This window comes from Bacillus infantis NRRL B-14911 (genome assembly GCF_000473245.1).
GTDB lineage: Bacteria > Bacillota > Bacilli > Bacillales > Cytobacillaceae > Bacillus_AB > Bacillus_AB infantis.
Genome location: NC_022524.1, coordinates 3,975,129 through 3,998,447, shown reverse-complemented (window position 1 = coordinate 3,998,447; position 23,319 = coordinate 3,975,129). Strand labels below are relative to the sequence as shown.

Genomic DNA, 23,319 nt, shown 5'->3' with positions numbered 1-23,319 from the left:
GTTCATGATGAAAAAATATATTTGGATTATTATCGGCTTTATACTGTTAATTGGCTCTGCTGTCGCCATTCAGGCAAAAAATACTGTTTCGCATGATGGCGAGAAAGAAATCGTGGCACTCGGGGATTCTCTCACCTATGGGTATGGCGATAAAAACGGAAAAGGGTATACCGGAAGGCTTGAGGGAAGATTGGACAAGATTTATGAGGAAAACGTTGAAGTTGAAAACTTTGGAATTTATGGACAGGATACACTGAACGTCAAAAAACAGCTGAATACCCCGGCTGTTTTAAAAGAGGTGCAGGAGGCAGACACAATCATCATTTTTATCGGCACAAATGACCTGCTTCATGCAAATGGCGGGGATCTGGCACCACTACACAAAGAAAGGCTTAAGAAGGCAGAAGAAGTTTATAGAGGAAACCTGGAAGAAATAGTCCGGTGGACAGAGCGGAACAATCCTGAGAGTCCAATCCTTTTGCTTGGCCTCTATAATCCCTATCCAGGCAATGAAAAAATCGGCAGCATCATAGAGGGCTGGAACGAGAAAGTAAAAGCAGCAGCTGCGAGCCATCATCAGGTAAGATGGGTTCCTACTGACGATTTGTTTAAGGGCAAGGAGAAAAATCTCTTTTTCTATGATTCCCTGCATCCCAATGACCGCGGATATGACCTGATTGCAGACCGGGTTGCCAAGGAATATGCCAGGCTGCAGGAAGATTGACACCACTCTGTAAACGAAAAGAAAAAGGGCTGTAAACTGCAGCCTTTATAATAAAGAAAAAGAGTTTCAGGGGGGCAGCCCATGCATTCTTATATCGAAGATTCCCTTAATGAATGGAAAGAAGATATTTCCAAGGTGTTGGACCAGATCAATCAGGATTATGAAGAGGTCAAAAGGGAATTGCAGGTGTATACATACAAATACGGGATAACAAAGCAGGTTATACAATCAACGGTCAATGATGAGATCATTGAAACCATCCGCGAGCAGTACCACCGCCCATTTGAGGAAAAATATAATGAGCTGAAGGGCTCAATCCGGGATTTGGAAGAAAAGCGCAAGGTATTTCAGATGTTTGTCCATAAAATTGATGAAGTATGCAGGAAGGGAGCAGCGAAAACGGTTTAAGGCTTTATAAGAAGAGGCACTGGGGAAAGCAGTGCTTCTTTTTTTTGTAGAACTGGAGCAGGCGAAGCTGTTGGTTCGGGTCAGGAACACAGTATGATGCTAGTTGCTAATAAAATGAAAAAGTTGCTAATATATCGGGAAACTTGCTAATAAAAAGAAAAAGTTGCTAATATATTGGGAAACTTGCTAATAAAAAGAAAAAGCTGCTAATAAATATTACTCCAGGTATTACGATACTGCAAACGTACATTAATTTATCCTCTTTTAGGGTTAATTTTATGAAAGTACTACGAATTCTTTCATTTCTTTCCTTTTTTATAAATCATGATTCAGCTCATTATTTTCAGCTTCAGTGAAACTTTTAAAGCGCCCGTGCGTAAGTATTATCAAGGAGTTGAAAATGATGGATTCTAAAAAGGTGCTTTCGGCATTAAGTTATTTTAGTGTGTTTTTTGCAGGATTTATTTTTCCGCTCGTGGTTTTCTTTGCATCTGAAAATCCTTTTGTAAAAGTGCATGCTAAAAAGGCATTTTTGTCGCATCTGATCCCTTTGATTGCGCTGCCGGTCATTTTTCTGGCCATCCCTTTTGAGATTTTTTCCAATCCAAACGAAGTTCCGGTCTTTTTCCTGATTGGAATCGGCCTTTCCGTAATTCTTAGCTTGATTGTTGTAGTCTGGAATATTGTCAAAGGCGTTCAGATATTGGCTGCAAGTGAATAGTGAATACTATATCGAGGAGGCAATAACATGAAAGATGAAAGAAAAAGGATTTTAAAAATGGTCGAGGACGGAAGCCTGCGTGCTGAGGAGGCACTTCTTCTGCTTGAGGAGCTTGAAAAGGCGTCGAAAACGATGGAGAAAAAAGAAGAAAAGCTGCATAGTGAATGGGGAAACCAGACCTATTTTGAAGAAGCGAAGAAACAGCAGCAGGACACGGCCCAATATAAATTCCACTATGCCAAAGAAAAAATCATTGAGTTTGTAGATACTGCTTTCCAGAAGATTAAGGATGCCGATCTTGATTTCAATTTCGGCCCTGCATTTGAAATATCTCATGTGTTCCAGCAGAACGATGTCAGATTGTCTGAAATTGAAATGGAAGTGGCGAATGGGAAACTGACGCTGATTCCCTGGGAACAGAATGATGTCCGAATTGACTGCCGGGCTAAGGTGTACCGCGGTGAAACCCAAGATGAAGCCCGCCAGAACTTTTTAAGGGATGTCCTTTTTACGGCGGACAATGGCCGGCTGCTGTTTTCTGCGCAGCAGAAGTGGATGAAAGTTGAGGCCGCTGTGCATATTCCAAAGGAGCAGTATGACAGCATCCGAATCAGGATGTTCAATGGGCCGGTAGAAGGCAGCGACCTGGCCGTGACAAAACTGAAGGTCAAGTCAGCGAACGGAAAAATTACGCTGGATAAGCTTAATGCCAGCCATCTTGAAGCTGAGGCAGGAAATGGCCAGATTACAGTGACTGGCAGCACACTGGATCATATTGAAGCAGAGACCGTTAATGGGGCGATAAAAGTTGCTGGTGATTATAAAAGTGCTGATCTTCAATCTTTTAATGGTAATATCCAGGTTCATGTTAAAGGCGACAGATGTGAACGGCTCGAAGCGGAAGCTGTCACCGGTACAGTCGACGTGTATCTTCCATCCGGAACGCCTGTGAATGGTGATCTGAGAACCAATCTTGGAGGCTTCCAGCTTGAGCTGGATGGAATCCAGGTAGTAGAGGAAAAATCAGAAATGGTGCAGAAAATGCTCAGATTTCAGTCTGTTAAAGACCCTGCAGCTGCCATTGATCTGAGGGCTAAGACCAAGACAGGGTCAATTGCTGTTAAAACTGGTGATTTTGTTAAATAATATAAGAATAAGCTGCGGCCAGAAGCGATGCTTCTGGCTTTTATCCATAAAAGAGGTGATGGACTGTGAGATGGCTGATAGGCATCTTGATCAATGCTGTTTTGTTTGCCGCTTTGGCAGGATTTTTCCGTGATTCGTTTTATTTAGAAAGCTTTGGTGCAGCATTGGGGGCAAGCTTCATTTTGTCGCTGCTGAATGTGCTGGTGCGGCCGATTCTGATTATCTTGACTTTGCCTGTGACGCTTTTGTCGCTTGGCTTGTTTTTATTTGTTATCAATGCTGTTACTTTGCTTCTGACTGACGGGATTATGGGGAGCTCTTTTGAGATAGATGGGTTTGGGATGGCTTTTTTGGTGGCTGTGATTATGGCGGTTGTTAATTTGGTTATTCAGAGGACGGTTATGGATCGGAAGGAAAACTAGCTAAAGAGGGCGGGCCATAAGCCCGTCTTTTTATGAAAAATAGTTAGGTTGCTGCTGTTAATGGGGCTGTTGATCTGCGCTGCAGGCACTTCGCTTTCCGCGGGGCGGCGCTGAGCCTCCTCAGAGCAAGCTCTTGCGGGGTCTCAGCTTTGCCGCTATCTCCCGCAGGAGTCTGCGTGCCTTCCACTCCGGTCAACAGGGTTTTTAGAATTTATTTGCATTAGTAAAAAGGAGAGACTACAACCCCTCCTTAAATGAGGCTGTTGATCTGCGCTGCAGGCACTTCGCTTTCCGCGTGGCGGAGTTGAGCCTCCTCAGAGCAAGCTCTTGCGGGGTCTCAGCTCTGCCGTTATTTCCCGCAGGAGTCTGCGTGCCTTCCACTCCGGTCAATAGGGTTTTTAAAATTTATGTGGTGCATAAGATCATAGAAAGAGACCCATGCTCCCTTTGATTTGGGGCTGTTGATCTGCGTTCCAGGCACTTCGCTTTCCGCGGGGCGGCGCTGAGCCTCCTCAGAGCGAGCTCTTGCGGGGTCTCAGCTTTGCCGCTATTTCCCGCAGGAGTCTACGTGCCTTCCACTCCAATCAACAGGGTTTTAAACTTTATTGGCACTCCTAGCAGTCGTATAACCATTAACTACACAGTTAGATGTAATAAATAGATGTAAAGTTTGAAGGGTGCCGAAGTTCCTAACACCGTACCCTTTTTCTACTGAGAAGAGCGGGTCTTCCCATGTGGGCCCGCTCTTTATTTTGATTCCTAGGAATAAGTAATATAAGCCGGTACCCCGTTTTCTCTTAGTTTTCCGGCGAGGGATTGGGCGTTTGTTAGTTGGGAGAAGGCTCCGGCCTGGACTTTGTAGAGGCCGCCGGCTGGTTTGTAAAATGATAGGAGTGCCATGCCGATGGTTTCTCCGCAGAGCTGCTGGTATTCTTTGGATTGCAGCAGCCTGCATTCTGTTTTATTGGTCATGAATCCGCATTCGATGAGGATGGCTGTCATGGTGGTTTTTCTTAGTACATGGAAGTCCGCAGTTTTGACGCCGCGGTCGGCCAGGCCGGTTTCTTTTACGAGCTGTGCCTGGACGGATTGGGCTAGCTTTACTGCTTCTGCAGGGCGGGGGTGTGGACGTATGTTTCGATTCCGTTTGCGCTGTTCCAGCCTGTTCCGTAGGCGTTGGCGTGGATGGAGACATAGCAGTCTGCTTTCCAGCGGTTGGCCATTCCGGTTCTTTCGGATAATGGGATGTCCCATTCGTCGGAATGAGAGTCCATGACGGTTAATCCGGCCTGTTCGAGGAGTTTGCGGCAGTGGTGGGCGGCCTGGCGGTTGAATTCGTATTCTCTGAAGCCGTCGGGGCTTCTTTTTCCAGGGGTTTCGTAGCCGTGTCCTGCGTCGAGTATGATTTTCATTTGTTTCCCTCCTAATGATTTGTTCATTTACTATATAGGGGAAAATGGGGATTTAGGACATGGTGAGGGAGAAAAAATTTTAGGAACTATGTAGTTTGGTTCTTTGGATGTAGTCTGTTGATCTGCGTTCCAGGCACTTCACTTTCCGCGGCGCTGAGCCTCCTCAGAGCGAGCTCTTGCGGGGTGTCAGCTTTGCCGCTGCAATCCCGCAGGAGTCTTCGTGCCTTCCACTCCGATCAACAGGGTTTTTAGAATTTATTTGCATTAGCAAAAGGGAGACCTTTGCTCTCTTTGAATGGGGCTGTTGATCTGCGCTGCAGGCACTTCGCTTTCCGCGGGGCGGAGTTGAGCCTCCTCGCGCTGCGCGCTGTGGGGTCTCAACTTTTCCGCTATTTCCCGCAGGAGTCTACGTGCCTTCCACTCCGATCAACAGAGCTTCTGAAAATTGATTGGGCAACCTAAAGCTGCTTTCAAAGGCTCCCTTAAACTCCCTTCAATATGACAGCATTCCGAGTTGAGTAACTTAACCCGCCCACATGAAGAAGCACATCCTCCCCATTCTATACTGATTTAATAACCGCTGAACCCTCACACCCTCCGCATTGTATGAATAAATTTATACCTGTCAGCACGGTATGCCGATTGGACGAATTCGAAGGGGGTACCGTCGGAGAGCCGGGTTGTGCGGAGGATGAGGAGGATGGGGGAGCCTTCTTGTATGGAGAGAAGTCCTGCCTCCCGGTTTTTGGCGCCGGCTGCTTCGATTTCCTGTTCTGCTTCTGCAATGGACAGGGATAGGCGGTTTTCAGCGTATTCGTAAAGGGAATGGCCCAGGTCCTCTTCGGTCAGGCCGGGCATGAGCGCTTCAGGGATATAGTTGGTTTCCAGTGCCATGGGGAGTCCGTCGGCCAGGCGGATCCTGGAGATTTCATAGACTGGGCTGCCCTCGGCAATCTGGAGGCGTGATGCTATGCCGCCTGGAGCCGGCAGTGTCTGGAAGGAAAGGGTGCGGCTGCTCGGCTTCATCCCGCGCATCTGCATATCCTCCGTGAAACTTGTTAGCCCCTGAAGCTCCTGCTCTACTTTTTGTTTGTTGACGAATGTGCCGCGGCCTTTTTCCCGATATAGGAGGCCTTCCCTCACAAGATTGCTGATGGCCTGCCTGACGGTCATCCTGCTGATCTGGAACTGCTCGGCATATTCCCGTTCAGATGGGATGGCTTCTTCTTCCTGCAGGAGGCCTTCCCTGATCTGCTTTTTCAACTGTTCTTCCAGCTGATGATAAATAGGGATCGGTGAATTTTTATCAATCATATGAATGTCTCCTTATACCTTTTGCAGTGCCTCTGCGTCAGCCACGATTGTCACTTGCGGATGCAGCTGGAGGGCGGAGGCAGGGAATTTTTCATCCGGCTTTCCGTTCAATAGATGATAGACTGCTTCGGCCTTTGATTTTCCGGAAGCAAGCAGCAGGATTTCCCTGCTGTCCAGGATAGAGGCAATGCCCATTGTGATGGCCTGGTTCGGAACTTCTTCTATGCTGGAGAAAAATCGGCTGTTTGCTTCGATTGTGCTTTTATCAAGGTCTACGACATGGGTCCTGCTTGAAAAGGGGGTTCCTGGTTCGTTGAAGCCGATATGGCCGTTCTGGCCGATGCCAAGCACCTGAAGGTCAATTCCGCCAAGCATTTTGATCTGCCTGTCATAGCGCCTGCATTCCTCTGTCAGGTCAGCAGCCAGGCCATTCGGAATATAAGTCTGGCTCAAAGGTATATCGATATGCTTGAACAGGTTTTCATTCATGAAGGTATGATAGCTGTTTTTATCTTCCTTCGGGAGGCCGATATATTCATCAAGATTGGCGGTATGGATATTTTTATAAGAAGTCCGGTTTTCCTTATAATCTGCTGCTAAGCAATCATAAAGCCCTTTCGGTGTGCTGCCGGTTGCAAGGCCCAGTGTGAGGGAAGGAGCCGATTTGATTTTTTCCAGGATGATCTGGCAGGCAATCGAGCTCATATCCTGGTAGTTCTTTGCTTGGACGATTTTCATCATTCTACCTCCAAATGATTATATGCGACTTTTCCGCGGCAGATCGTCAGTACGATGTCCATGTTTTCGTTCAGTACAGTAAGATCTGCATCTTTTCCTTCTGCAATGCTGCCTTTGCGGTCGAATACTTTCAGCTGCTTTGCCGGATTTTCGCTGGCGAGCTTGACTGCCTCAGCCAATGTGATATCCGCGAACTTGGTCATATTTTTAACAGAGTCTTTCATTCTCAGGATGCTTCCCGCCAGTGTGCCGTCCTCAAGCAAGGCCATCCCATCCTTGACAGTAACATCCTGGCCGCCGAGATCATAGGTGCCGTTTTTCAGGCATTTTGCCCTCATTGAGTCGGTGATCAGCACCATTCCGTCCATGCCTTTGCTGTTCAATGCAAGTTTGATCATTTCTGGACGCACATGGACTCCATCTGCAATCATTTCCACAATCAGTTCTTTGAAGAGGAGAGCTGCGCCTGCTGTGCCTGGTTCACGGTGATGAAGTCCCTTCATGCCATTGAACAGGTGGGTTACATGGGTCGCACCTGCTTCGACAGCCTCCCTGACTTCTTCATAGTCAGCATCAGAATGCCCGATGGAAGCGATAACGCCTGTTTCGGCCAGATGGCGGACCAGCTCTTTTCCGCCCTCTAGTTCAGGTGCAAGGGTGACGAGCCTGATCAGCTGTCCGGATTTTTCCTGCCAAGCCTTGAATAACTCGACATCACTTTTCAGGATATGCTCGAGCGGCTGGGCGCCTTTTCGTTTTTCGTTGATGAATGGGCCTTCCAGGTGGATGCCGAGCATTTCGGCCTCAAATCCTTCCGGCTTGTATGCCGCTGCATTTGCCAATGCCTTTTCGATCAAGGATCTTTCCTGTGTAATGGTGGTCGCGAGGAAGCTTGTCGTCCCTTCGGCGGGAAGGGTCCGGGCTATTGTCTGTAATGCTTCAGGTGTGCTGTCCATCGTATCGGCCCCGCCTGCACCGTGGATATGAAGGTCAATAAAGCCCGGCGCCAGGGTTGCACCGGCATCCAGCTCTATCGTCTTGTCTGCAGACTGGCCGCCAAGCTCTTCCGCCGGGCCGAAGCTTTTAATCCTGCCGTCTTCAACCAATATATATCCTTTATCAATTATTCCATCCTCTGTCAGCACTCTGCTGTTTTTTAAAAGTAGGGAACTCATGCCTCACATCTCCGTTCTGAATCCTGATATTTTATATTTCCATGATAAAATAAACACATATAGTTGTCTATACCAATTTTGTATCCTTTATGTAAAGGTTTTTGAAAAAATCAGATAGCACAATTTGGTTCTGCGGGGAAAAATGCTACAATAAGATGAAACTTTATTGTCTAGTTTCTCCAATCGAAAGAAACCATTCATTATAATAGACCTTATCAGGCGCATTCCGCAAAAGGAGGACAACAGCGTGGCAAAAGTGCGAACAAAAGACATCATTGAGAAATTTAATTTAGAGCTGATCAGCGGGGAGGAAGGGATCAGCCGTCCGATTACCACCAGTGATATTTCCAGACCCGGGCTTGAAATGGCGGGCTTTTTCGACTATTACCCTGCAGAGCGCATCCAGCTTATAGGGAAGACAGAGATGAGCTTTGCGGAAAAGCTGAGTGATGCAGACAGGCAGAACAGGATGGAATCCCTCTGCACTGATATCACGCCAGGCATCATCATTACAAGGGATATGGAAGTGCCGGAAGGGCTGATTGAGGCTTCGGAAAGGGAAGCGGTGCCTGTCATGCGTTCCAAGCAGAAAACGACGAGGTTCTCCGGCCTTTTGACAAATTTCCTTGAAAGCAAGCTGGCCCCGACGACCGCGGTGCATGGCGTGCTAGTCGATATATACGGAGTTGGCGTGCTCATTACGGGCAAGAGCGGCGTCGGTAAAAGTGAAACGGCCCTTGAGCTTGTGAAAAGAGGCCACCGCCTTGTTGCTGACGACTGCGTGGAAATCCGCCAGGAAGATGAAGATTATCTTGTCGGTACTTCGCCGGAACTGATTGAGCACTTGCTTGAAATCAGGGGACTGGGCATCATCAATGTGATGACCTTGTTCGGTGCAGGTGCTGTCCGCAGCAATAAACGCATTTCCCTCGTTATGAATCTTGAGCTGTGGGATCAGAAAAAACAATATGACCGTCTTGGCCTTGATGAAGAGAAAATGAAGATCATTGACACAGATATCACAAGGCTGACCATCCCGGTCCGTCCGGGGCGGAACCTGGCTGTCATCATTGAAGTGGCGGCGATGAATTTCCGCTTGAAGCGAATGGGCGTCAATGCCGCAGAACAATTTACAAGCCGCCTTTCTGATGTGATCGAGGACGGGGACAACGACTAGTATACCCAAATAAATAGAGAGTTTCTGTAAGGGGATTCTTCAAAAAGGAGAATGATTATGGAAGAAAATATCCAGCCGCTTGATCCGATTGCTTTTTCGCTCGGTCCCATCCAGGTTCACTGGTACGGGCTGATCATCGGTACGGGGATTGCGCTTGCTTTATGGCTGGCCATGCGCGAAGGGGAAAAGCGCGGGCTGCAGAAGGAATTGTTTGCTGATCTGATGCTGTGGGCGATTCCGATCGCAATTTTGTCTGCAAGGCTGTATTATGTCATTTTTGAATGGGACTATTATGCACAAAACCCTGCCGAAATCATAAAGATCTGGCATGGCGGAATCGCTATACACGGGGCACTGATCGGCTCTGTCATCACTGCGTATGTTTTTGCGAAGAAAAAAGGCATTTCTTTCTGGCAGCTGGCTGACATCACCGCGCCGAGCATCATCCTTGGCCAGGCCATCGGCCGCTGGGGCAACTTTATGAATCAGGAAGCACATGGCCGTGAAGTGACACGTTCGTTTTTGGAAAATCTTCATCTTCCGGAGTTCATCATAAATCAGATGTACATAAACGGAACGTATTACCACCCGACCTTCCTGTATGAATCATTATGGAATATAGCCGGATTTATTATCCTGCTGTCTTTAAGAAGAGTAAATCTGCGCAGGGGCGAGCTTTTCCTTACGTATGTGATCTGGTACAGCATCGGCCGCTTTTTCGTTGAAGGGATGAGGACGGACAGCCTGATGCTGACTGAGAGTCTCCGCATGGCGCAGTTTATATCCATCGTCCTGGTCATCGGGGCCATAGTGCTCATCGTTATCAGAAGAACAAAGGGCTATGCAGATAAAAGGTATTTGGATAAGAGTGCTTAAACTCATAGCATAAAAACAAAGGGGAGAGAAAACATGCTGTTCGGCACGCTCAAACGAGGATTAGCTGCAGGGCTTAAAACGACATGGTCACTGGGGAAAATCATTTTCCCTGTCACGCTGATCGTTGCGCTGCTTCAATATACGCCTGTGCTTCCCTGGGTCATTAAGGTGATAACGCCGCTGATGGGACTGCTTGGACTATCCGGTGATGCCGCCATTCCGCTTGTGCTCGGGAACTTCCTGAATCTGTACGCAGCCATCGGGGCCATCCTGACATTGGATCTTTCGGTGAAGGAAGTATTCATCATTGCGGTTATGCTGTCCTTCTCGCATAATATCCTGATTGAATCCGGTGTGGCGCTCAAGGTGGGCGTTAAGCTCTGGATTATCCTGGCCGTACGTTTCGGCCTGGCCATCCTGTCTGCAGTGGTGATCAATCTGGTATGGCGCGGCGGCTCCGAGCTTGCACAGTACGGCCTGATCCCGGCCAAGGAAGAACAGGCATCAGGTGTTTCTGCCATTCTTTTAGAAGCGGTAACCAAGGCGGGTCTCGGGATTCTGCAGCTCGCCATCATCGTCATTCCGCTGATGATTGGGATACAGCTGCTGAAAGACTTGAAATGGCTGGATGTTTTTTCAAAATGGATGGCGCCTGCAACAAGGGCGCTGGGAATGAAAGAGAATACCTCGACCACTTTGGCTGCCGGCCTGATTTTTGGCCTGGCATACGGGGCGGGAGTCATGATACAGGCTGTCAAAGAGGACGGAGTCAGCCGGAAGGATGTAACCATCGCGTTCATCTTCCTGGTTGCATGCCATGCGGTAATCGAAGATACACTTATTTTCCTCCCGCTGGGCATTCCGGTGCTGCCGCTGCTCCTGATACGCCTTGGCACAGCCATTATACTGACATTGGCGGTCGCCTTTTTCTGGAACCGCCGCTCCCAAGTGGCCAGCAATAGAAAGGAAGCTGCTTTGTGAACGAAAACATAAACACGATTTTATTTGATCTGGACGGAACATTGATTGATACAAATGAACTGATCATCAGCTCATTCCTCCACACGCTTGAAGCGTATTATCCGAACAAATACAAGCGGGAGGATGTGCTTCCGTTCATGGGTCCGACCCTGCATGAGACTTTTGCCGGCATTGATGAAAGCCGGGTTGAAGAGATGATCGGCAAATACCGCGAGTTCAATCTTGCGAACCATGATGTGCTTGTCAAAGAGTTTGATGGTGTGTTTGATACAGTCAGGACCCTGAAGGAATCAGGCTACAAGCTTGGGATTGTTACGACGAAGGTTATGCCAGTCGTGGAAAAAGGGCTGAAGCTGACGAATCTGGACCAGTTCTTTGAAGTTGTCGTGGCACTGGACCATGTTGAAAAAGCTAAGCCTGATCCGGAGCCGATTTACAAGGCGCTTGAGCTCCTCGGCTCCCGTCCGGAAGAAGCTATCATGGTGGGGGATAACCACCATGATATTCTTGCCGGGCATAATGCAGGCACCAAATCAGCCGCTGTCGCCTGGTCTGCTAAGGGCAGGGAGCATCTGATGCAGTACAAGCCTGATTTTATGCTGGAGAATATGGCTGACCTCCTTGATATCCTGGAGGATTATAAAGGATGAGGAAGACAGTCAGGCATCCGGTTGAGGGCGCCAATTCCCTCTGGCATGTGTACAAAACGGTCCCGTTCGCGAAGGTTGTAAAAAATTTCATCGTCATACAGCTGGCCCGGTACACCCCTTTTCTCGGATTGAAAAACTGGCTGTACCGTACATTCCTGAAAATGAAGGTCGGCGATCAGACTTCGTTCGCGCTTATGGTCATGCTGGATGTGATGTTCCCGGAAAAAATAAGCGTCGGACGCAACACGGTCATCGGCTATAACACGACCATCCTGGCGCACGAATATTTAATCCGCGAATACCGCCTCGGTGAGGTGAAAATCGGCAGCGAGGTCATGATCGGCGCCAACTCAACTCTGCTGCCCGGAATCACGATCGGCGACGGTGCGATCGTCTCCGCCGGCACCCTTGTCCACAAGGACGTCCCGCCCGGCAGTTTCGTCGGGGGAAACCCGATGCGCGTCATTTATACAAAAGAAGAACTGCAAAAGCGCTGGCAGGATGATCCGATCTACGGCCAGGCTGAGTGATAGAAAGCTCCATTAACTTCGGTTGATGGGGCTTTTTTGATAGGAGAAGGGGACAGGTATAATCGTGAAAGCTGCAAAAAGGGGAACTTGCAAATATATCGGAAAAGCCGCAAATAAAATTGGAAACTCGCAAATATAATCAGATTCCCGCAAATAAAACAAAAATCCCGCAAATAAAAACCATAGAACCCCTGCATATACCGGTTCCAAGCCCAGTACTCAACTGCCTCAAAAGCTTTTCCACGGATACATCCCCCCGATTTTCAGAAAATAAGCATTAATGGTTGACGCATGCTGGAAACAGCGATAAACTACTAATAACTTCAATTCGATAACATATTAGCGAACTAAAGGATTCGGAACTTTTGATTTAGAGGTGGAATACGATGAGCCGTTTATTTATGTTTGAAAAGCCATTAGGCATGCGTGATACATTGCCTGAAATATATGAAACAAAAAGCAGGGTCCGCTCTTCCATTGAAGAGGAGATGAAGAGCTGGGGCTATCAATTTATGGAAACACCGGCGCTAGAATATTATGAAACCGTCGGCTCAGCTTCGGCGACACTTGATCAGCAGCTGTTCAAGCTCCTGGACCAGCAGGGCCATACTCTTGTGCTGCGGCCGGATATGACAGCCCCGATTGCCCGGGTGGCTGCATCCAGGCTTTTGAAAGAAGATCTTCCATTGAGACTCGCCTATTCAGCCAATGTATACCGGGCCCAGCAGAGAGAAGGCGGCCGCCCGGCTGAGTTTGAACAGATCGGCGTCGAGCTGATTGGCGATGATTCAATCAGCGCGGATGGCGAAGGCCTGGCTCTCCTCATCAGCTCGCTGAAAAAAGCGGGCCTGGAGGACTTCCAGCTGTCTGTCGGCCATATCGGCTTTGTACAGGAGTTTTTCCGCCAGGTTCTTGGAACAGAAGAAAGGGCCAATGAATTAACGAGATTTCTTTATGAAAAAAATTATGTCGGGTACCGGGAGCATGTGAAGAATCTCCCGCTATCTTCTATAGATAAGCAGCGCCTCCTGGATTTCCTTCAGCTCAGGGGCGGCCGCGAAGCGATTGAGCAGGCGTTCAGCCTGATTGAAAATAATAAGGGCAGGGAAGCGATCGTCCAGCTTGAACGTCTGTGGGACACGATGGCCGATTTTGGCGAAGGTGAAAAAATCAAGCTTGATCTGACGCTTGTCAGCCATATGAGCTATTACACCGGAATTTTATTTGAAGTATACGCAGGGAATGTCGGCTTTCCGATCGGCAATGGGGGCCGCTATGACCTTCTGCTGAAAAAGTTCGGAAAATCTTCAGGGGCGACCGGCTTTGCCATCCGGCTTGACCGCCTGCTTGAAGCTCTAGGCGGAGCAGGGGAAAAAGAGCCGCTCCATTGCATCATCTTCAGCTCGGAGCGCAGGCGCGAGGCATATGAAAAAGCAAAGGTTATGAGGAAATCAGGGATCAAGGCTGTGCTTCAGGATATCAGCGGCGTCAAAAACCTGGATGCGTGCACAAGCCAATATGATGATATTACCTTTTTAGTTGGAAAAGCCGGGAAGGAGGAGCAGCAATGAAGGACCTGCTGACGATTGCGATGCCGAAAGGGCGGATATTTGAGGAGGCTGCAGAGCTGCTGCGCCAGGCCGGCTTCGATCTGCCGCCCGAATTTGATGACTCACGCAAGCTGATCATTGATGTGGAGGAAGAAAGATTTCAATTTATCCTTGCAAAGCCGATGGACGTACCGACCTATGTGGAGCATGGGGTGGCGGACCTCGGGATAGCAGGAAAAGACGTTATGCTCGAGGAAGAGCGTGATATATATGAGCTGCTTGATTTGAAAATCAGTGCCTGCTATCTTGCTGTAGCAGGAATTCCGGGTACAAAAATGAATGAAGTGGCGCCAAAAGTGGCAACTAAATATCCGAATGTGGCCGCGGCATATTTCCGCGAGCAGGGGGAACAAGTTGAAATCATCAAGCTGAACGGCTCCATTGAACTTGCCCCGCTGATCGGACTGTCGGACAGGATCGTCGATATCGTGTCAACAGGCAGGACACTGAAAGAAAATGGACTGGTCGAGTATGAGCAGATCGTCGGCATCACATCCAGGCTGATTGTCAATCCGGTCAGCTACCGGATCAAGGACAAGCGAATCAGCGAGATTGTCGACAAGCTCAGCAGGGTCGTGAATGAACAGGCAGCTCAATAGCTTGCTGCTTCAGGGAGGGGAAACAGGATGAAAATCATCAGAGTATCAGAAGAGATTTCTATTAAAAGATCGGTTGACAGCGGTACGGAAGAGCAAAGGTATGCTGTTAAAAGCATCATTGCCGAAGTGCGCAAAAATGGTGACGAGGCCGTCCGCAGCTACACAGAAAAATTTGACGGGATCCAGCTTTCCTCCTTCGCGGCCACTCCTGCTGAAGTAGAGGAAGCCTACAGTACAATTGATCCTTCAATCCTCGAGGTAATCAAGGAGGCCGCAGCCAATATCCGCAGCTTTCACGAGAAGCAGCTTCGGCCATCCTGGATGACCACGGATGAAAACGGGACGATGCTAGGCCAGAAGGTGACACCGCTTGATTCAGCAGGCTTGTATGTTCCGGGCGGCACTGCAGCCTATCCATCCTCTGTCCTGATGAATGTAATTCCGGCAAAAGTGGCTGGAGTCAGAAGGATTGTTATCACCTCCCCGCCAGGCCGGGACGGAAAGCTCCCGGCTGCAGTACTTGTAGCTGCTAAGGAAGCAGGAGCAGAAGAGATCTATAAAATCGGCGGTGCACAGGCCATTGCTGCATTGGCTTATGGAACAGAATCCATTAAGCCTGTAGACAAAATTACTGGACCGGGTAATATTTTCGTAGCTCTTGCCAAAAGGGAAGTATTTGGAGATGTTGATATCGATATGATTGCCGGCCCGAGTGAAATTGCCGTGCTCGCCGACGAAACGGCGAGAGCAAACGAAGTGGCTGCAGATCTGCTGTCACAGGCAGAGCATGATCCGATGGCCTGCAGTGTTCTGGTTACAGCCTCCTCAATTCTCGCTGAAAAGGTAGCAGAAGAGGTGGAACGGCAGCTTGCAGATCTCCCCCGCCGGGAAATTGCCGGGAAATCAATTGAAGACTTCGGTATGATTTATGTGGCGGAAACTATGGAAGAAGCCGTAGAAACGGTGAACCGTCTGGCACCTGAGCACCTCGAAGTGCTGACGGAAAACCCGATGGAGCTTCTCGGCCAGATCAGGCATGCTGGGGCCATCTTCCTGGGGAGATACAGCCCTGAGCCTGTCGGCGACTATTTTGCCGGCCCGAATCATGTATTGCCGACGAACGGGACAGCCCGTTTCTCCAGTCCGCTCAATGTGGAGGATTTTCAGAAAAAATCGAGCATCGTTTATTATAGTAAAAAATCGCTTCAGGAAAATGGAGCAAAAATCGCTGCCTTTGCCAGGCTTGAAGGCCTGGAAGCCCATGCGCGGGCAATCGAGGAGCGCTTGAATAACAAGGAGGAAAAATAAATGGCAAGAACGGCATCTGTTGAACGGATTACAAACGAAACACAAATAGCTCTATCCCTCGAAATTGATGGAGAAGGACAATCCAAGCTGGAAACGCCTGTCCCATTTATGACACATATGCTCGACCTTTTTGCCAAGCACGGGCAATTCAATCTGACAGTAGATGCGAAGGGCGACACAGAGGTGGATGACCATCATACAACAGAAGATATCGGCATCTGCCTCGGCCAGGTTTTAAAGGAAGCGCTAGGGGATAAAAAAGGCATCAAACGCTACGGAAATGCATTTGTGCCGATGGATGAAGCATTAGCGCAAGTTGTTGTCGACCTGAGCAACCGTCCGCACCTGGAAATCAGGGCAGACTTCCCTAGCCAGAAGGTCGGCACCTTCGATACGGAGCTTGTCCATGAATTCCTGTGGAAGCTGGCCCTTGAAGCGCGGATGAATCTGCATGTGATCGTCCACTATGGCCAAAATACACATCATATTATCGAAGCCATTTTCAAGGCGCTTGCAAGGGCGCTTGATGAAGCGACGACAATCGATCCAAGAATTAAAGGAGTTCCGTCAACGAAAGGGATGTTATAAAATGATCGGCATCATTGATTATGGAATGGGTAATCTGTTCAGCGTCAGCAAAGCGCTAGAGCGGCTTGAAGTCCCTTACTTTCTATCAGAAGACCAGGAAGAGCTGAAAAAAGCGGATGGGCTGATCCTTCCTGGAGTAGGCAGCTTCAAGGATGCAATGGACCGGCTGAATGCTACCGGGCTGACAGGGATGATTCAGGAATATACCGCGGCAGGCAAGCCGCTTGCCGGCATCTGCCTTGGCATGCAGCTTTTGTTCGAAAGCAGTGAGGAAAATGGCTATTCAGAAGGCTTGAAACTTTTGCCTGGAAAGGTTGTCCGTTTTCCAGGAGAAGATGAGCAAAGGGAAAAATACAAGGTCCCGCATATGGGCTGGAACAGGCTTGAGTTCATCAACTCTTCACCGATTCTGAAGAATGTGGAAGAAGGATATGTTTATTTTGTCCACTCCTATTATGCAGAGCCGGGCGATCATGATGTTGTCCTTGCAAGAAGCTTTTATGATAGGGAAGTTCCTGCTGTGGTCGGCAGGGACAATGTCTTCGGGATGCAGTTCCACCCGGAAAAAAGCAGTTCCCTTGGCATGGAGCTGCTGCGGAATTTTACGACGATAGCCAGCAAAGGAGGAGAGTCCCAATGAGCTTTACCATCTATCCGGCCATTGATATGAGAGCAGGCAAATGTGTCCGCCTGCTGCAGGGAGATTATGAGAAGGAAACGATTTACGGCGATTCTCCGTTCGATATGGCCAAATCTTTTGCCGAGGCAGGCGCAGAATGGATACATATGGTCGACCTTGACGGCGCAAAAGATGGCAAGCGTGTGAATGACTCTTTTGTCATTAAGGCTGCGCAGGAGCTTGGTGCAAAGGTCCAGATAGGCGGGGGGATCCGGACAGAGGAGGATATCGCCCACTATCTCGATAATGGCGTATCCCGTGTGATCATCGGCAGCATTGCGGTCTCTGATCCTGAATTTGCTGAAGAGATGATCCGCAAGTACGGCGATAAAATTGCGGTCGGTCTTGATGCAAAGGATGGCTATGTTGCGACACATGGCTGGCTCAATACTTCCGAGGTAAAAGCGGTTGAGCTTGGGAAGCGGTTTGCTGAAGCTGGAGCAGAGACCTTTATTTTTACCGATATCGCGACAGACGGGATGCTGTCCGGACCAAATGCCGAGGCGGTCAGGGAGCTCGCGGCAGCGACCGGAAAAAGCGTCATTGCTTCAGGGGGCGTAAGCAGCCTTGCTGATTTGGCAGCATTGAAGGAGAATGAGGCTGAGGGCGTTTCCGGCGCGATTGTCGGGAAAGCCATCTATGAAGGCCGGTTCACGGTTGAACAGGCCTTGAAGGAAGTGACCCGCTGATGCTGACAAAACGGATCATCCCATGCCTCGATGTAAAGGAAGGCCGGGTCGTAAAAGGAATTCAGTTTGTACAGCTCCGCGATGCCGGCGATCCGGTAGAGCTCGCCCGCTTTTATGATCAGCAGGGAGCTGACGAGCTTGTATTCCTTGATATCTCTGCTTCCCATGAAGGCAGAAAGACCATGACTGAAGTCGTGAAGGCAGTAGCTTCAGAGCTGGCCATCCCTTTCACGGTCGGCGGCGGAATCAATGCACTTGATGACATGAAAAGAATCCTCAGGGCAGGCGCAGACAAGGTTTCCTTGAATACAGCAGCTGTAAACAATCCGGATCTGATCAGGGAAGGAGCAAGCTTCTTCGGGTCACAGTGCATTGTTGTTGCAATTGATGCGAAGTATGATCCTGAGCTTGGATCCTGGAGAGTGTACACTCATGGAGGCCGCAAAGAGACGGACCTTGAAGTGATTGAATGGGCAAGGCAGGCGGTTGAGCTTGGCGCCGGGGAAATCCTGCTGACCAGCATGGATGCCGACGGCGGGAAAAACGGGTTTGACCTTTCATTAACGAAAGCAGTGAGCGAGGCTGTCAGCGTTCCGGTCATCGCATCCGGAGGTGCCGGCAACAGCGCCCATTTCGCTGATGCCTTTACAGAAGGGAAGGCTGATGCGGCCCTTGCTGCGTCGATTTTCCATTATAAAGAAACATCAGTCAGCGAAGTAAAACAATTTTTAAAAGAAAAAGGGGTGACGGTCCGATGAATCTGGAAGAACTGAAATTTGATGAAAACGGTCTGATTCCGGCGGTGGTCCAGGACCGGAAAACGAAGGAAGTATTGACTCTTGCCTATATGAACAGTGAATCACTGTCTCTTTCCATTGAAAGCGGCGAAACATGGTTCTACAGCAGATCACGCCAGGAGCTGTGGCATAAAGGAGCAACCAGCGGAAATACGCAGAGGATCGCTGAAATCAAATATGACTGCGACCAGGATGCCCTCGTCGTGCTTGTTGAGCCAGCCGGGCCTGCATGCCATACAGGTGCCGTCAGCTGCTTTAATGAAACGGTCTATCAATCAGAAGGATTGGCAGAAGGTATACAGGACAGCTACAGCATCCTTGCCGATCTGGAGCGGGTAATTGAGCAGCGGGAAAAAGAGCGTCCGGAAGGGGCCTACACAACCTATCTGTTTGAAAAAGGTGTTGATAAAATCCTGAAAAAGGTTGGCGAGGAATCCGCAGAGGTCATCATCGCGGCAAAAAACCGCGACCAGGAAGAGCTCAAATGGGAAAGCGCCGATCTGCTTTACCACCTGCTCGTCCTATTGCGCGAGCAGAAGCTGCCATTCGAGGAAGTGCTTGGTGTGCTGAAAGAGCGGCATGAAAAAGGTTGATTTTTGAGGAGGGCAGCTCACTTAAGCTGGCCTCTTTTTGGTGAATTGTGGTGAAAAATGTAAGAAGGGGTGAATCGTGTGGAAACTAGGGTGAATAACAAAAAAACTAGGGTGAATCATGCGGGATCAGGGTTGAATAACGGCTGTTCTAGGTAGAATCACGGCAGAATTATGCTGTAACATGCTTAGGTTAAGCAGAACTGTGCTGAAATTCAGCAGATATTGTGAAAGAATCCAGGAAATTTCCTCAAGAACCTCCGGAAGTGCCTTAGGCAAAACCAACTGAATGCCATGATGGGCAGGAAAACTCCACCTGCAGATACGCTTTTAAACTCATGGCCACAATTCTGTTTACCGAAAAATACTAATCTCATTCTGCTCTTCTCCGGCGGCTTGCACATGTGATATACTACTGTAGTTAAGGCTGGCGCAGGTGTGCGAGTGATTGGCCTGCTGCCTAGAGATGAGGGATTACATGAGCAAAGACTCAAAAGCAAGACAACCGATGGGGAAACTACTTACATTCATCCCGACTGGCGAGTATTATTTTTCAAAAGGGATCAAATCCTTTCACCGCCGGGATTTTCATAAAGCAAGCAAATATCTGCAGCGTGCGATGCAGCTGGAGCCGGGCGAGCCGATGATTGCCTGCCAGCTGGCGATCGTGTATACAGAATTGAATGAATACCAGAAGTCGAATAAGCTGCTGCATCTTGTCCTGGAGGAGCTTGACGAGGAAATGGCTGAATGCCATTACTTCCTTGCCAATAATTATGCCCACCTGGGATTCTTCAAGGATGCTTACCAGCATGCCAATACGTATTTGGAGCTCGAGCCTGATGGAGAGTTCATTGAGGATACGGAAGATCTTTTGGAACTTTTGACACTGGAAGCAGAAGATCTGGATGAAGAGCTGTATGAGCAGGACGACCTGATCACCAAGCAGGAGCAGGCAAGAGAGCTTCTTGAATCAGGGCATTTCCCGAAAGCAGTGGAAATTTTGAGCACGGTGATTGAGGATTATCCGGAATATTGGTCAGCCTACAATAACCTGGCGCTTGCCCATTTTTACCTGGGAGAAGTGAACAAGGCGAACGATATCCTTGACGAGGTGCTTGTACGCAACCAGGGCAATCTTCATGCGCTCTGCAATAAGCTTGTGTTTGCCTACTATCAGCATGATCTTGAAGAGGTAAAGGCTTTAATTGAAACGCTGAAAAAAATTCAGCCGCTTTTGATCGATCACCAGTTCAAGCTGGGGGCCACCTTCGCGCTTGTCGGTGAATATGAGCCTGCCTACAAGTGGCTGCGCAAGCTTCACAAGTCAGGCTACGAGGGGGATGGCGCCTTTTATTACTGGCTTTCTTATTCTTCCTACTTTACGGGGAAAGAGGACCAGGCCAGGAACTTCTGGAAACGGGTGCTGGAATACAGCCCTGAGAAGGCGGGCCTTGAACCATGGAATGAAGATAAGCCGGAAACAGCGGGTTTCGAGGACCATCTGGATTCCATCTATAAAAAAATGAACAGTGAATATGCGGAGGAACGCTTATTTGCTCTTTTCCTTGCTTCAAAATCAGGCAGCAAAGATGAGATCCTTGCAAGCAAGGATGTTAAGCAGAATCCGAAATTCAACAGCGTTGACAGGGAATATGCATCATTGATTGAAAAGGGCGCACCAGAAAAAAACAGTGTGAATATTGCCCATGAAACGGCAGAGCTCTTATACAAACACCACAAGCCGATCGGAACGGTTGAAGCCGGATTGTACCTGGCATGGTTTACTGTCTTCAATGAAGCCGAAGGCCAGGGGCTCCTTGCCAGGAATGCAAAAGCATGGGCCGGTGCCGTGGAATATGTCTGGAGAAAGCAGCGCAGTGAAAAAGTCTCGCAGCAAAGCGTCGCAGCACAGTACGGGCTTTCTGCTTCCACGCTGCAAAAGTATATAAAATCAGTCAGCAGCTTTCTGAAATGAGCAGATTCTTGGACTGTATCCTTATTGTTTTATAGGATATGGTTAGTAAGGAAATACTATTGAAACAACCGCTGTTTTTCTTGGGAATAAACGCACTGCTCCATCAGTTCCTTCTGCCCGCCGAGGCGGTAAAGGCAATTTTTTCAGAGCGGTAATATACTATAGAAAAAGCATTTCTCAGGGGGAATCAGCAAGTCCTAGTGAAGGAGTGGAGCAAGATGACAGAAGAAAAAATTTATGATGTCATCATCGCTGGCGCAGGACCGGCCGGAATGACAGCTGCTGTGTATACATCCCGTGCCAACCTGTCTACATTGATGATTGAACGCGGCGTGCCGGGAGGGCAAATGGCCAACACAGAAGAAGTCGAAAACTATCCTGGTTTCGATCATATCCTGGGCCCTGACCTGTCTACTAAAATGTTCGACCACGCCAAGAAATTCGGCGCCGAATATGCATATGGCGATATCAAAGAAATCATCGACGGTGAAGAATACAAAACCGTGGTTGCAGGATCAAAACAATATAAAGCCCGTGCTGTAATCATTACAACGGGTGCTGAATATAAAAAAATCGGTGTTCCGGGTGAAAAAGAACTCGGCGGCCGCGGTGTATCATATTGTGCTGTCTGTGATGGCGCGTTCTTCAAAGGCAAAGAGCTTGTTGTTGTCGGCGGAGGAGATTCTGCTGTCGAGGAGGGCGTCTACCTGACCCGTTTCGCGGAAAAAGTAACCATCGTCCACCGCCGCGACGAGCTGCGCGCACAGGCAATCCTTCAGCAGCGCGCGTTTGACAACGAGAAGGTTGATTTCATCTGGAACTCTACAGTTAAAGAAATCAACGAGAGCGAAGGCAAGGTAGGAAGCGTCACGCTTGTTTCTACTGAAAATGGGGAAGAGCGCGAATTCAAGGCAGATGGCGTATTCATCTACATTGGCATGGTGCCATTGTCCAAACCTTTCCAAAGCCTTGGCATCACCAATGAGAACGGCTATATCGAAACGAACGAACGCATGGAAACGAAGGTTCCCGGCATTTTCGCTGCCGGAGATATCCGTGAGAAAATGCTTCGCCAGATCGTGACAGCAACAGGCGATGGCAGTATTGCCGCACAAAGTGCCCAGCACTTTGTGGAAGAATTGATGGAATCTTTAAAGGCGAAAGCTTAATATTGATTGAAAAAACGTCCATTCCGAAGATGGACGTTTTTTTCATTCACTGTCAGGGCAGATAAGATTTTTTTAAGAGGGAAAAGTAAAAAAGATGCCGCTTCCATCCAGCTGGGGTAATAGGCCAAAAGCCGCAATATATAAGGGTTTTGGGCAGCTTTTTACCAGAATTTTAAAAAGTCATTTTGTTTTAATCGTACTGTAACAGTAGTGCAATAAACATCGGGTAATATAGGAATAGAAATTGACCCCCTTTTAAGATATAATCCTTTGTGCAGCACAGGCCTACATAGCCTGTGCTCTTTTTTTTGGGCGGAGGCAAGACGCCTTTGCATTTCAATTTGTCCAGCTCCGGCGGCTAGAGCCTCGAGTCATAAGCCACAAAAGAATTAAAGGCAAAGAACGCCTTTTATTCTTTTGCGTCTTATGCTTGTCGGCTCTGGGCGAGCCGCCTCCGCATTTCATTTTTTCATTTCATTGTGGCTGCATGACAAAAATAGTATAATGAAAAGAATATATTCGACAGGACTGCCTGTACGGCGGTCATGAGAAGGAAATGCTGAGGTGAGGCTGTTGCAGCGGGTCACGAATTGTGTGCTGTTGAAGGAAAATCAAGTATTGCTTTTACAAAAACCGAGACGTGGCTGGTGGGTAGCGCCCGGAGGAAAGATGGAGCCGGGTGAATCAGTCCGGGATTCCTGCATCAGGGAATTCCGCGAGGAGACAGGCATATACTTAAGAAACCCGGGCTTGAAGGGGATCTTTACCTTCATTATGAAAGACGGGGATAAGGTGCTTTCTGAATGGATGATGTTTACTTTCCTTGCACGGGAGTCTGATGGCATCAATCTGGATGAGTCGGAGGAAGGGAAGCTGTCCTGGCATGATTTTGATGATATCAAGAATCTGCCGATGGCTGCCGGCGATTATCACATTCTTGAATATATGATTCATGGAAATGGAATTATTTACGGGACGTTTACCTATACGCCGAATTTCGAGCTTCTAAGCTACCGGCTGGACCCGAGTTAAATAATA

General features: G+C 48.5%; 26 protein-coding genes. 21 read left to right on the top strand and 5 right to left on the bottom strand.

Annotation, left to right across the window (positions count from 1 at the left end):
• Positions 1 to 4 precede the first annotated feature (4 nt).
• The 5 genes from N288_RS20225 to N288_RS20205 all read left to right on the top strand — a co-directional run bounded on the left by N288_RS20225 (position 5) and on the right by N288_RS20205 (position 3,421).
• Positions 5 to 724, top strand: a complete 720-nt coding sequence (locus N288_RS20225; protein WP_009793034.1) for an SGNH/GDSL hydrolase family protein — start codon at positions 5 to 7, stop codon at positions 722 to 724.
• An 81-nt stretch (positions 725 to 805) separates the two neighbouring features.
• Complete coding sequence (locus tag N288_RS20220; protein WP_009793035.1) at positions 806 to 1,132, top strand: hypothetical protein; 327 nt, start codon at positions 806 to 808, stop codon at positions 1,130 to 1,132.
• A 400-nt stretch (positions 1,133 to 1,532) separates the two neighbouring features.
• The gene (locus N288_RS20215) at positions 1,533 to 1,853 is read left to right on the top strand and encodes a DUF4870 domain-containing protein (RefSeq protein WP_009793036.1); all 321 of its coding nucleotides are present in this window, start codon (positions 1,533 to 1,535) and stop codon (positions 1,851 to 1,853) included.
• A gap of 27 nt (positions 1,854 to 1,880) precedes the next feature.
• On the top strand, positions 1,881 to 2,999 hold the full coding sequence (locus N288_RS20210) for a DUF4097 family beta strand repeat-containing protein (protein ID WP_009793037.1): 1,119 nt from the start codon (positions 1,881 to 1,883) through the stop codon (positions 2,997 to 2,999).
• A 65-nt stretch (positions 3,000 to 3,064) separates the two neighbouring features.
• On the top strand, positions 3,065 to 3,421 hold the full coding sequence (locus N288_RS20205; protein ID WP_009793038.1) for a phage holin family protein: 357 nt from the start codon (positions 3,065 to 3,067) through the stop codon (positions 3,419 to 3,421).
• 759 nt (positions 3,422 to 4,180) lie between these two features.
• Here the strand turns inward: N288_RS20205 and N288_RS25735 are convergent.
• The 5 genes from N288_RS25735 to nagA all read right to left on the bottom strand — a co-directional run bounded on the left by N288_RS25735 (position 4,181) and on the right by nagA (position 8,060).
• Entirely contained in the window at positions 4,181 to 4,477 is a 297-nt protein-coding gene (locus tag N288_RS25735) for an N-acetylmuramoyl-L-alanine amidase (RefSeq protein ID WP_269147788.1), read from the bottom strand.
• 44 nt (positions 4,478 to 4,521) lie between these two features.
• Entirely contained in the window at positions 4,522 to 4,833 is a 312-nt protein-coding gene (locus tag N288_RS20200) for an N-acetylmuramoyl-L-alanine amidase (RefSeq protein WP_022544386.1), read from the bottom strand.
• A gap of 588 nt (positions 4,834 to 5,421) precedes the next feature.
• A complete protein-coding gene (locus N288_RS20195; protein ID WP_009793044.1) occupies positions 5,422 to 6,147 on the bottom strand; it encodes a GntR family transcriptional regulator in 726 nt (241 codons plus the stop codon).
• 12 nt (positions 6,148 to 6,159) lie between these two features.
• On the bottom strand, positions 6,160 to 6,885 hold the full coding sequence (nagB, locus tag N288_RS20190) for a glucosamine-6-phosphate deaminase (RefSeq protein ID WP_022544385.1): 726 nt from the start codon (positions 6,883 to 6,885) through the stop codon (positions 6,160 to 6,162).
• A complete protein-coding gene (nagA, locus tag N288_RS20185; protein WP_009793046.1) occupies positions 6,885 to 8,060 on the bottom strand; it encodes an N-acetylglucosamine-6-phosphate deacetylase in 1,176 nt (391 codons plus the stop codon). Before nagA ends, nagB begins: the two co-directional genes overlap by 1 nt.
• Positions 8,061 to 8,307: 247 nt before the next feature.
• On the opposite strand from nagA, the gene hprK reads away from it, so the two are divergent.
• The 16 genes from hprK (at position 8,308) to N288_RS20105 (ending at position 23,313) form a co-directional block, all read left to right on the top strand.
• Positions 8,308 to 9,237 carry an HPr(Ser) kinase/phosphatase gene (hprK, locus tag N288_RS20180; protein ID WP_009793047.1) on the top strand — a complete coding sequence of 310 codons (930 nt, stop codon included), beginning with the start codon at positions 8,308 to 8,310 and terminating at the stop codon, positions 9,235 to 9,237.
• A 57-nt stretch (positions 9,238 to 9,294) separates the two neighbouring features.
• A complete protein-coding gene (lgt, locus tag N288_RS20175) occupies positions 9,295 to 10,113 on the top strand; it encodes a prolipoprotein diacylglyceryl transferase (protein WP_022544384.1) in 819 nt (272 codons plus the stop codon).
• A 33-nt stretch (positions 10,114 to 10,146) separates the two neighbouring features.
• Complete coding sequence (locus N288_RS20170; protein ID WP_022544383.1) at positions 10,147 to 11,094, top strand: nucleoside recognition domain-containing protein; 948 nt, start codon at positions 10,147 to 10,149, stop codon at positions 11,092 to 11,094.
• Positions 11,091 to 11,744, top strand: a complete 654-nt coding sequence (ppaX, locus tag N288_RS20165; RefSeq protein ID WP_009793050.1) for a pyrophosphatase PpaX — start codon at positions 11,091 to 11,093, stop codon at positions 11,742 to 11,744. The genes N288_RS20170 and ppaX overlap by 4 nt, the downstream gene beginning before the upstream one ends.
• The gene (locus tag N288_RS20160; RefSeq protein ID WP_009793051.1) at positions 11,741 to 12,274 is read left to right on the top strand and encodes an acyltransferase; all 534 of its coding nucleotides are present in this window, start codon (positions 11,741 to 11,743) and stop codon (positions 12,272 to 12,274) included. Before ppaX ends, N288_RS20160 begins: the two co-directional genes overlap by 4 nt.
• 386 nt (positions 12,275 to 12,660) lie before the next feature.
• Positions 12,661 to 13,845, top strand: coding sequence for an ATP phosphoribosyltransferase regulatory subunit (locus N288_RS20155; protein ID WP_022544382.1), 1,185 nt, complete (start codon positions 12,661 to 12,663; stop codon positions 13,843 to 13,845).
• On the top strand, positions 13,842 to 14,483 hold the full coding sequence (gene hisG / locus N288_RS20150) for an ATP phosphoribosyltransferase (RefSeq protein ID WP_009793053.1): 642 nt from the start codon (positions 13,842 to 13,844) through the stop codon (positions 14,481 to 14,483). Before N288_RS20155 ends, hisG begins: the two co-directional genes overlap by 4 nt.
• Before the next feature lie 27 nt (positions 14,484 to 14,510).
• Complete coding sequence (gene hisD / locus N288_RS20145; protein WP_009793054.1) at positions 14,511 to 15,791, top strand: histidinol dehydrogenase; 1,281 nt, start codon at positions 14,511 to 14,513, stop codon at positions 15,789 to 15,791.
• Entirely contained in the window at positions 15,792 to 16,379 is a 588-nt protein-coding gene (hisB, locus tag N288_RS20140; protein WP_009793055.1) for an imidazoleglycerol-phosphate dehydratase HisB, read from the top strand.
• 1 nt (position 16,380) lies between these two features.
• Entirely contained in the window at positions 16,381 to 17,019 is a 639-nt protein-coding gene (gene hisH, locus N288_RS20135) for an imidazole glycerol phosphate synthase subunit HisH (RefSeq protein WP_009793056.1), read from the top strand.
• Positions 17,016 to 17,747 carry a 1-(5-phosphoribosyl)-5-[(5-phosphoribosylamino)methylideneamino]imidazole-4-carboxamide isomerase gene (gene hisA, locus N288_RS20130; protein ID WP_009793057.1) on the top strand — a complete coding sequence of 244 codons (732 nt, stop codon included), beginning with the start codon at positions 17,016 to 17,018 and terminating at the stop codon, positions 17,745 to 17,747. The genes hisH and hisA overlap by 4 nt, the downstream gene beginning before the upstream one ends.
• Positions 17,747 to 18,505, top strand: a complete 759-nt coding sequence (gene hisF, locus N288_RS20125) for an imidazole glycerol phosphate synthase subunit HisF (protein WP_009793058.1) — start codon at positions 17,747 to 17,749, stop codon at positions 18,503 to 18,505. Before hisA ends, hisF begins: the two co-directional genes overlap by 1 nt.
• Complete coding sequence (hisIE, locus tag N288_RS20120; protein WP_009793059.1) at positions 18,502 to 19,137, top strand: bifunctional phosphoribosyl-AMP cyclohydrolase/phosphoribosyl-ATP diphosphatase HisIE; 636 nt, start codon at positions 18,502 to 18,504, stop codon at positions 19,135 to 19,137. Before hisF ends, hisIE begins: the two co-directional genes overlap by 4 nt.
• Positions 19,138 to 19,612: 475 nt before the next feature.
• Entirely contained in the window at positions 19,613 to 21,112 is a 1,500-nt protein-coding gene (locus N288_RS20115; protein ID WP_022544381.1) for a tetratricopeptide repeat protein, read from the top strand.
• A 218-nt stretch (positions 21,113 to 21,330) separates the two neighbouring features.
• On the top strand, positions 21,331 to 22,281 hold the full coding sequence (gene trxB / locus N288_RS20110) for a thioredoxin-disulfide reductase (RefSeq protein WP_009793062.1): 951 nt from the start codon (positions 21,331 to 21,333) through the stop codon (positions 22,279 to 22,281).
• Between the two features lie 573 nt (positions 22,282 to 22,854).
• A complete protein-coding gene (locus tag N288_RS20105) occupies positions 22,855 to 23,313 on the top strand; it encodes an 8-oxo-dGTP diphosphatase (protein WP_009793064.1) in 459 nt (152 codons plus the stop codon).
• Positions 23,314 to 23,319 lie beyond the last annotated feature (6 nt).

Bases quoted from the DNA above. Each gene is read 5' to 3' on its own strand.
- N288_RS20155 (WP_022544382.1), top strand. From the start codon at position 12,661: ATGAGCCGTTTATTTATGTTTGAAAAGCCATTAGGCATGCGTGATACA.
- hisF (WP_009793058.1), top strand. From the start codon at position 17,747: ATGCTGACAAAACGGATCATCCCATGCCTCGATGTAAAGGAAGGCCGG.
- hisA (WP_009793057.1), top strand. From the start codon at position 17,016: ATGAGCTTTACCATCTATCCGGCCATTGATATGAGAGCAGGCAAATGT.
- hisH (WP_009793056.1), top strand. From the start codon at position 16,381: ATGATCGGCATCATTGATTATGGAATGGGTAATCTGTTCAGCGTCAGC.
- N288_RS20200 (WP_022544386.1), bottom strand. From the start codon at position 4,833: ATGAAAATCATACTCGACGCAGGACACGGCTACGAAACCCCTGGAAAA.
- N288_RS20225 (WP_009793034.1), top strand. From the start codon at position 5: ATGATGAAAAAATATATTTGGATTATTATCGGCTTTATACTGTTAATT.
- N288_RS20210 (WP_009793037.1), top strand. From the start codon at position 1,881: ATGAAAGATGAAAGAAAAAGGATTTTAAAAATGGTCGAGGACGGAAGC.
- trxB (WP_009793062.1), top strand. From the start codon at position 21,331: ATGACAGAAGAAAAAATTTATGATGTCATCATCGCTGGCGCAGGACCG.
- N288_RS20170 (WP_022544383.1), top strand. From the start codon at position 10,147: ATGCTGTTCGGCACGCTCAAACGAGGATTAGCTGCAGGGCTTAAAACG.
- nagB (WP_022544385.1), bottom strand. From the start codon at position 6,885: ATGAAAATCGTCCAAGCAAAGAACTACCAGGATATGAGCTCGATTGCC.
- N288_RS20115 (WP_022544381.1), top strand. From the start codon at position 19,613: ATGAGCAAAGACTCAAAAGCAAGACAACCGATGGGGAAACTACTTACA.
- hisD (WP_009793054.1), top strand. From the start codon at position 14,511: ATGAAAATCATCAGAGTATCAGAAGAGATTTCTATTAAAAGATCGGTT.
- N288_RS20160 (WP_009793051.1), top strand. From the start codon at position 11,741: ATGAGGAAGACAGTCAGGCATCCGGTTGAGGGCGCCAATTCCCTCTGG.
- hisB (WP_009793055.1), top strand. From the start codon at position 15,792: ATGGCAAGAACGGCATCTGTTGAACGGATTACAAACGAAACACAAATA.
- lgt (WP_022544384.1), top strand. From the start codon at position 9,295: ATGGAAGAAAATATCCAGCCGCTTGATCCGATTGCTTTTTCGCTCGGT.
- hisG (WP_009793053.1), top strand. From the start codon at position 13,842: ATGAAGGACCTGCTGACGATTGCGATGCCGAAAGGGCGGATATTTGAG.
- N288_RS20215 (WP_009793036.1), top strand. From the start codon at position 1,533: ATGATGGATTCTAAAAAGGTGCTTTCGGCATTAAGTTATTTTAGTGTG.
- N288_RS20220 (WP_009793035.1), top strand. From the start codon at position 806: ATGCATTCTTATATCGAAGATTCCCTTAATGAATGGAAAGAAGATATT.
- N288_RS20195 (WP_009793044.1), bottom strand. From the start codon at position 6,147: ATGATTGATAAAAATTCACCGATCCCTATTTATCATCAGCTGGAAGAA.
- nagA (WP_009793046.1), bottom strand. From the start codon at position 8,060: ATGAGTTCCCTACTTTTAAAAAACAGCAGAGTGCTGACAGAGGATGGA.
- hisIE (WP_009793059.1), top strand. From the start codon at position 18,502: ATGAATCTGGAAGAACTGAAATTTGATGAAAACGGTCTGATTCCGGCG.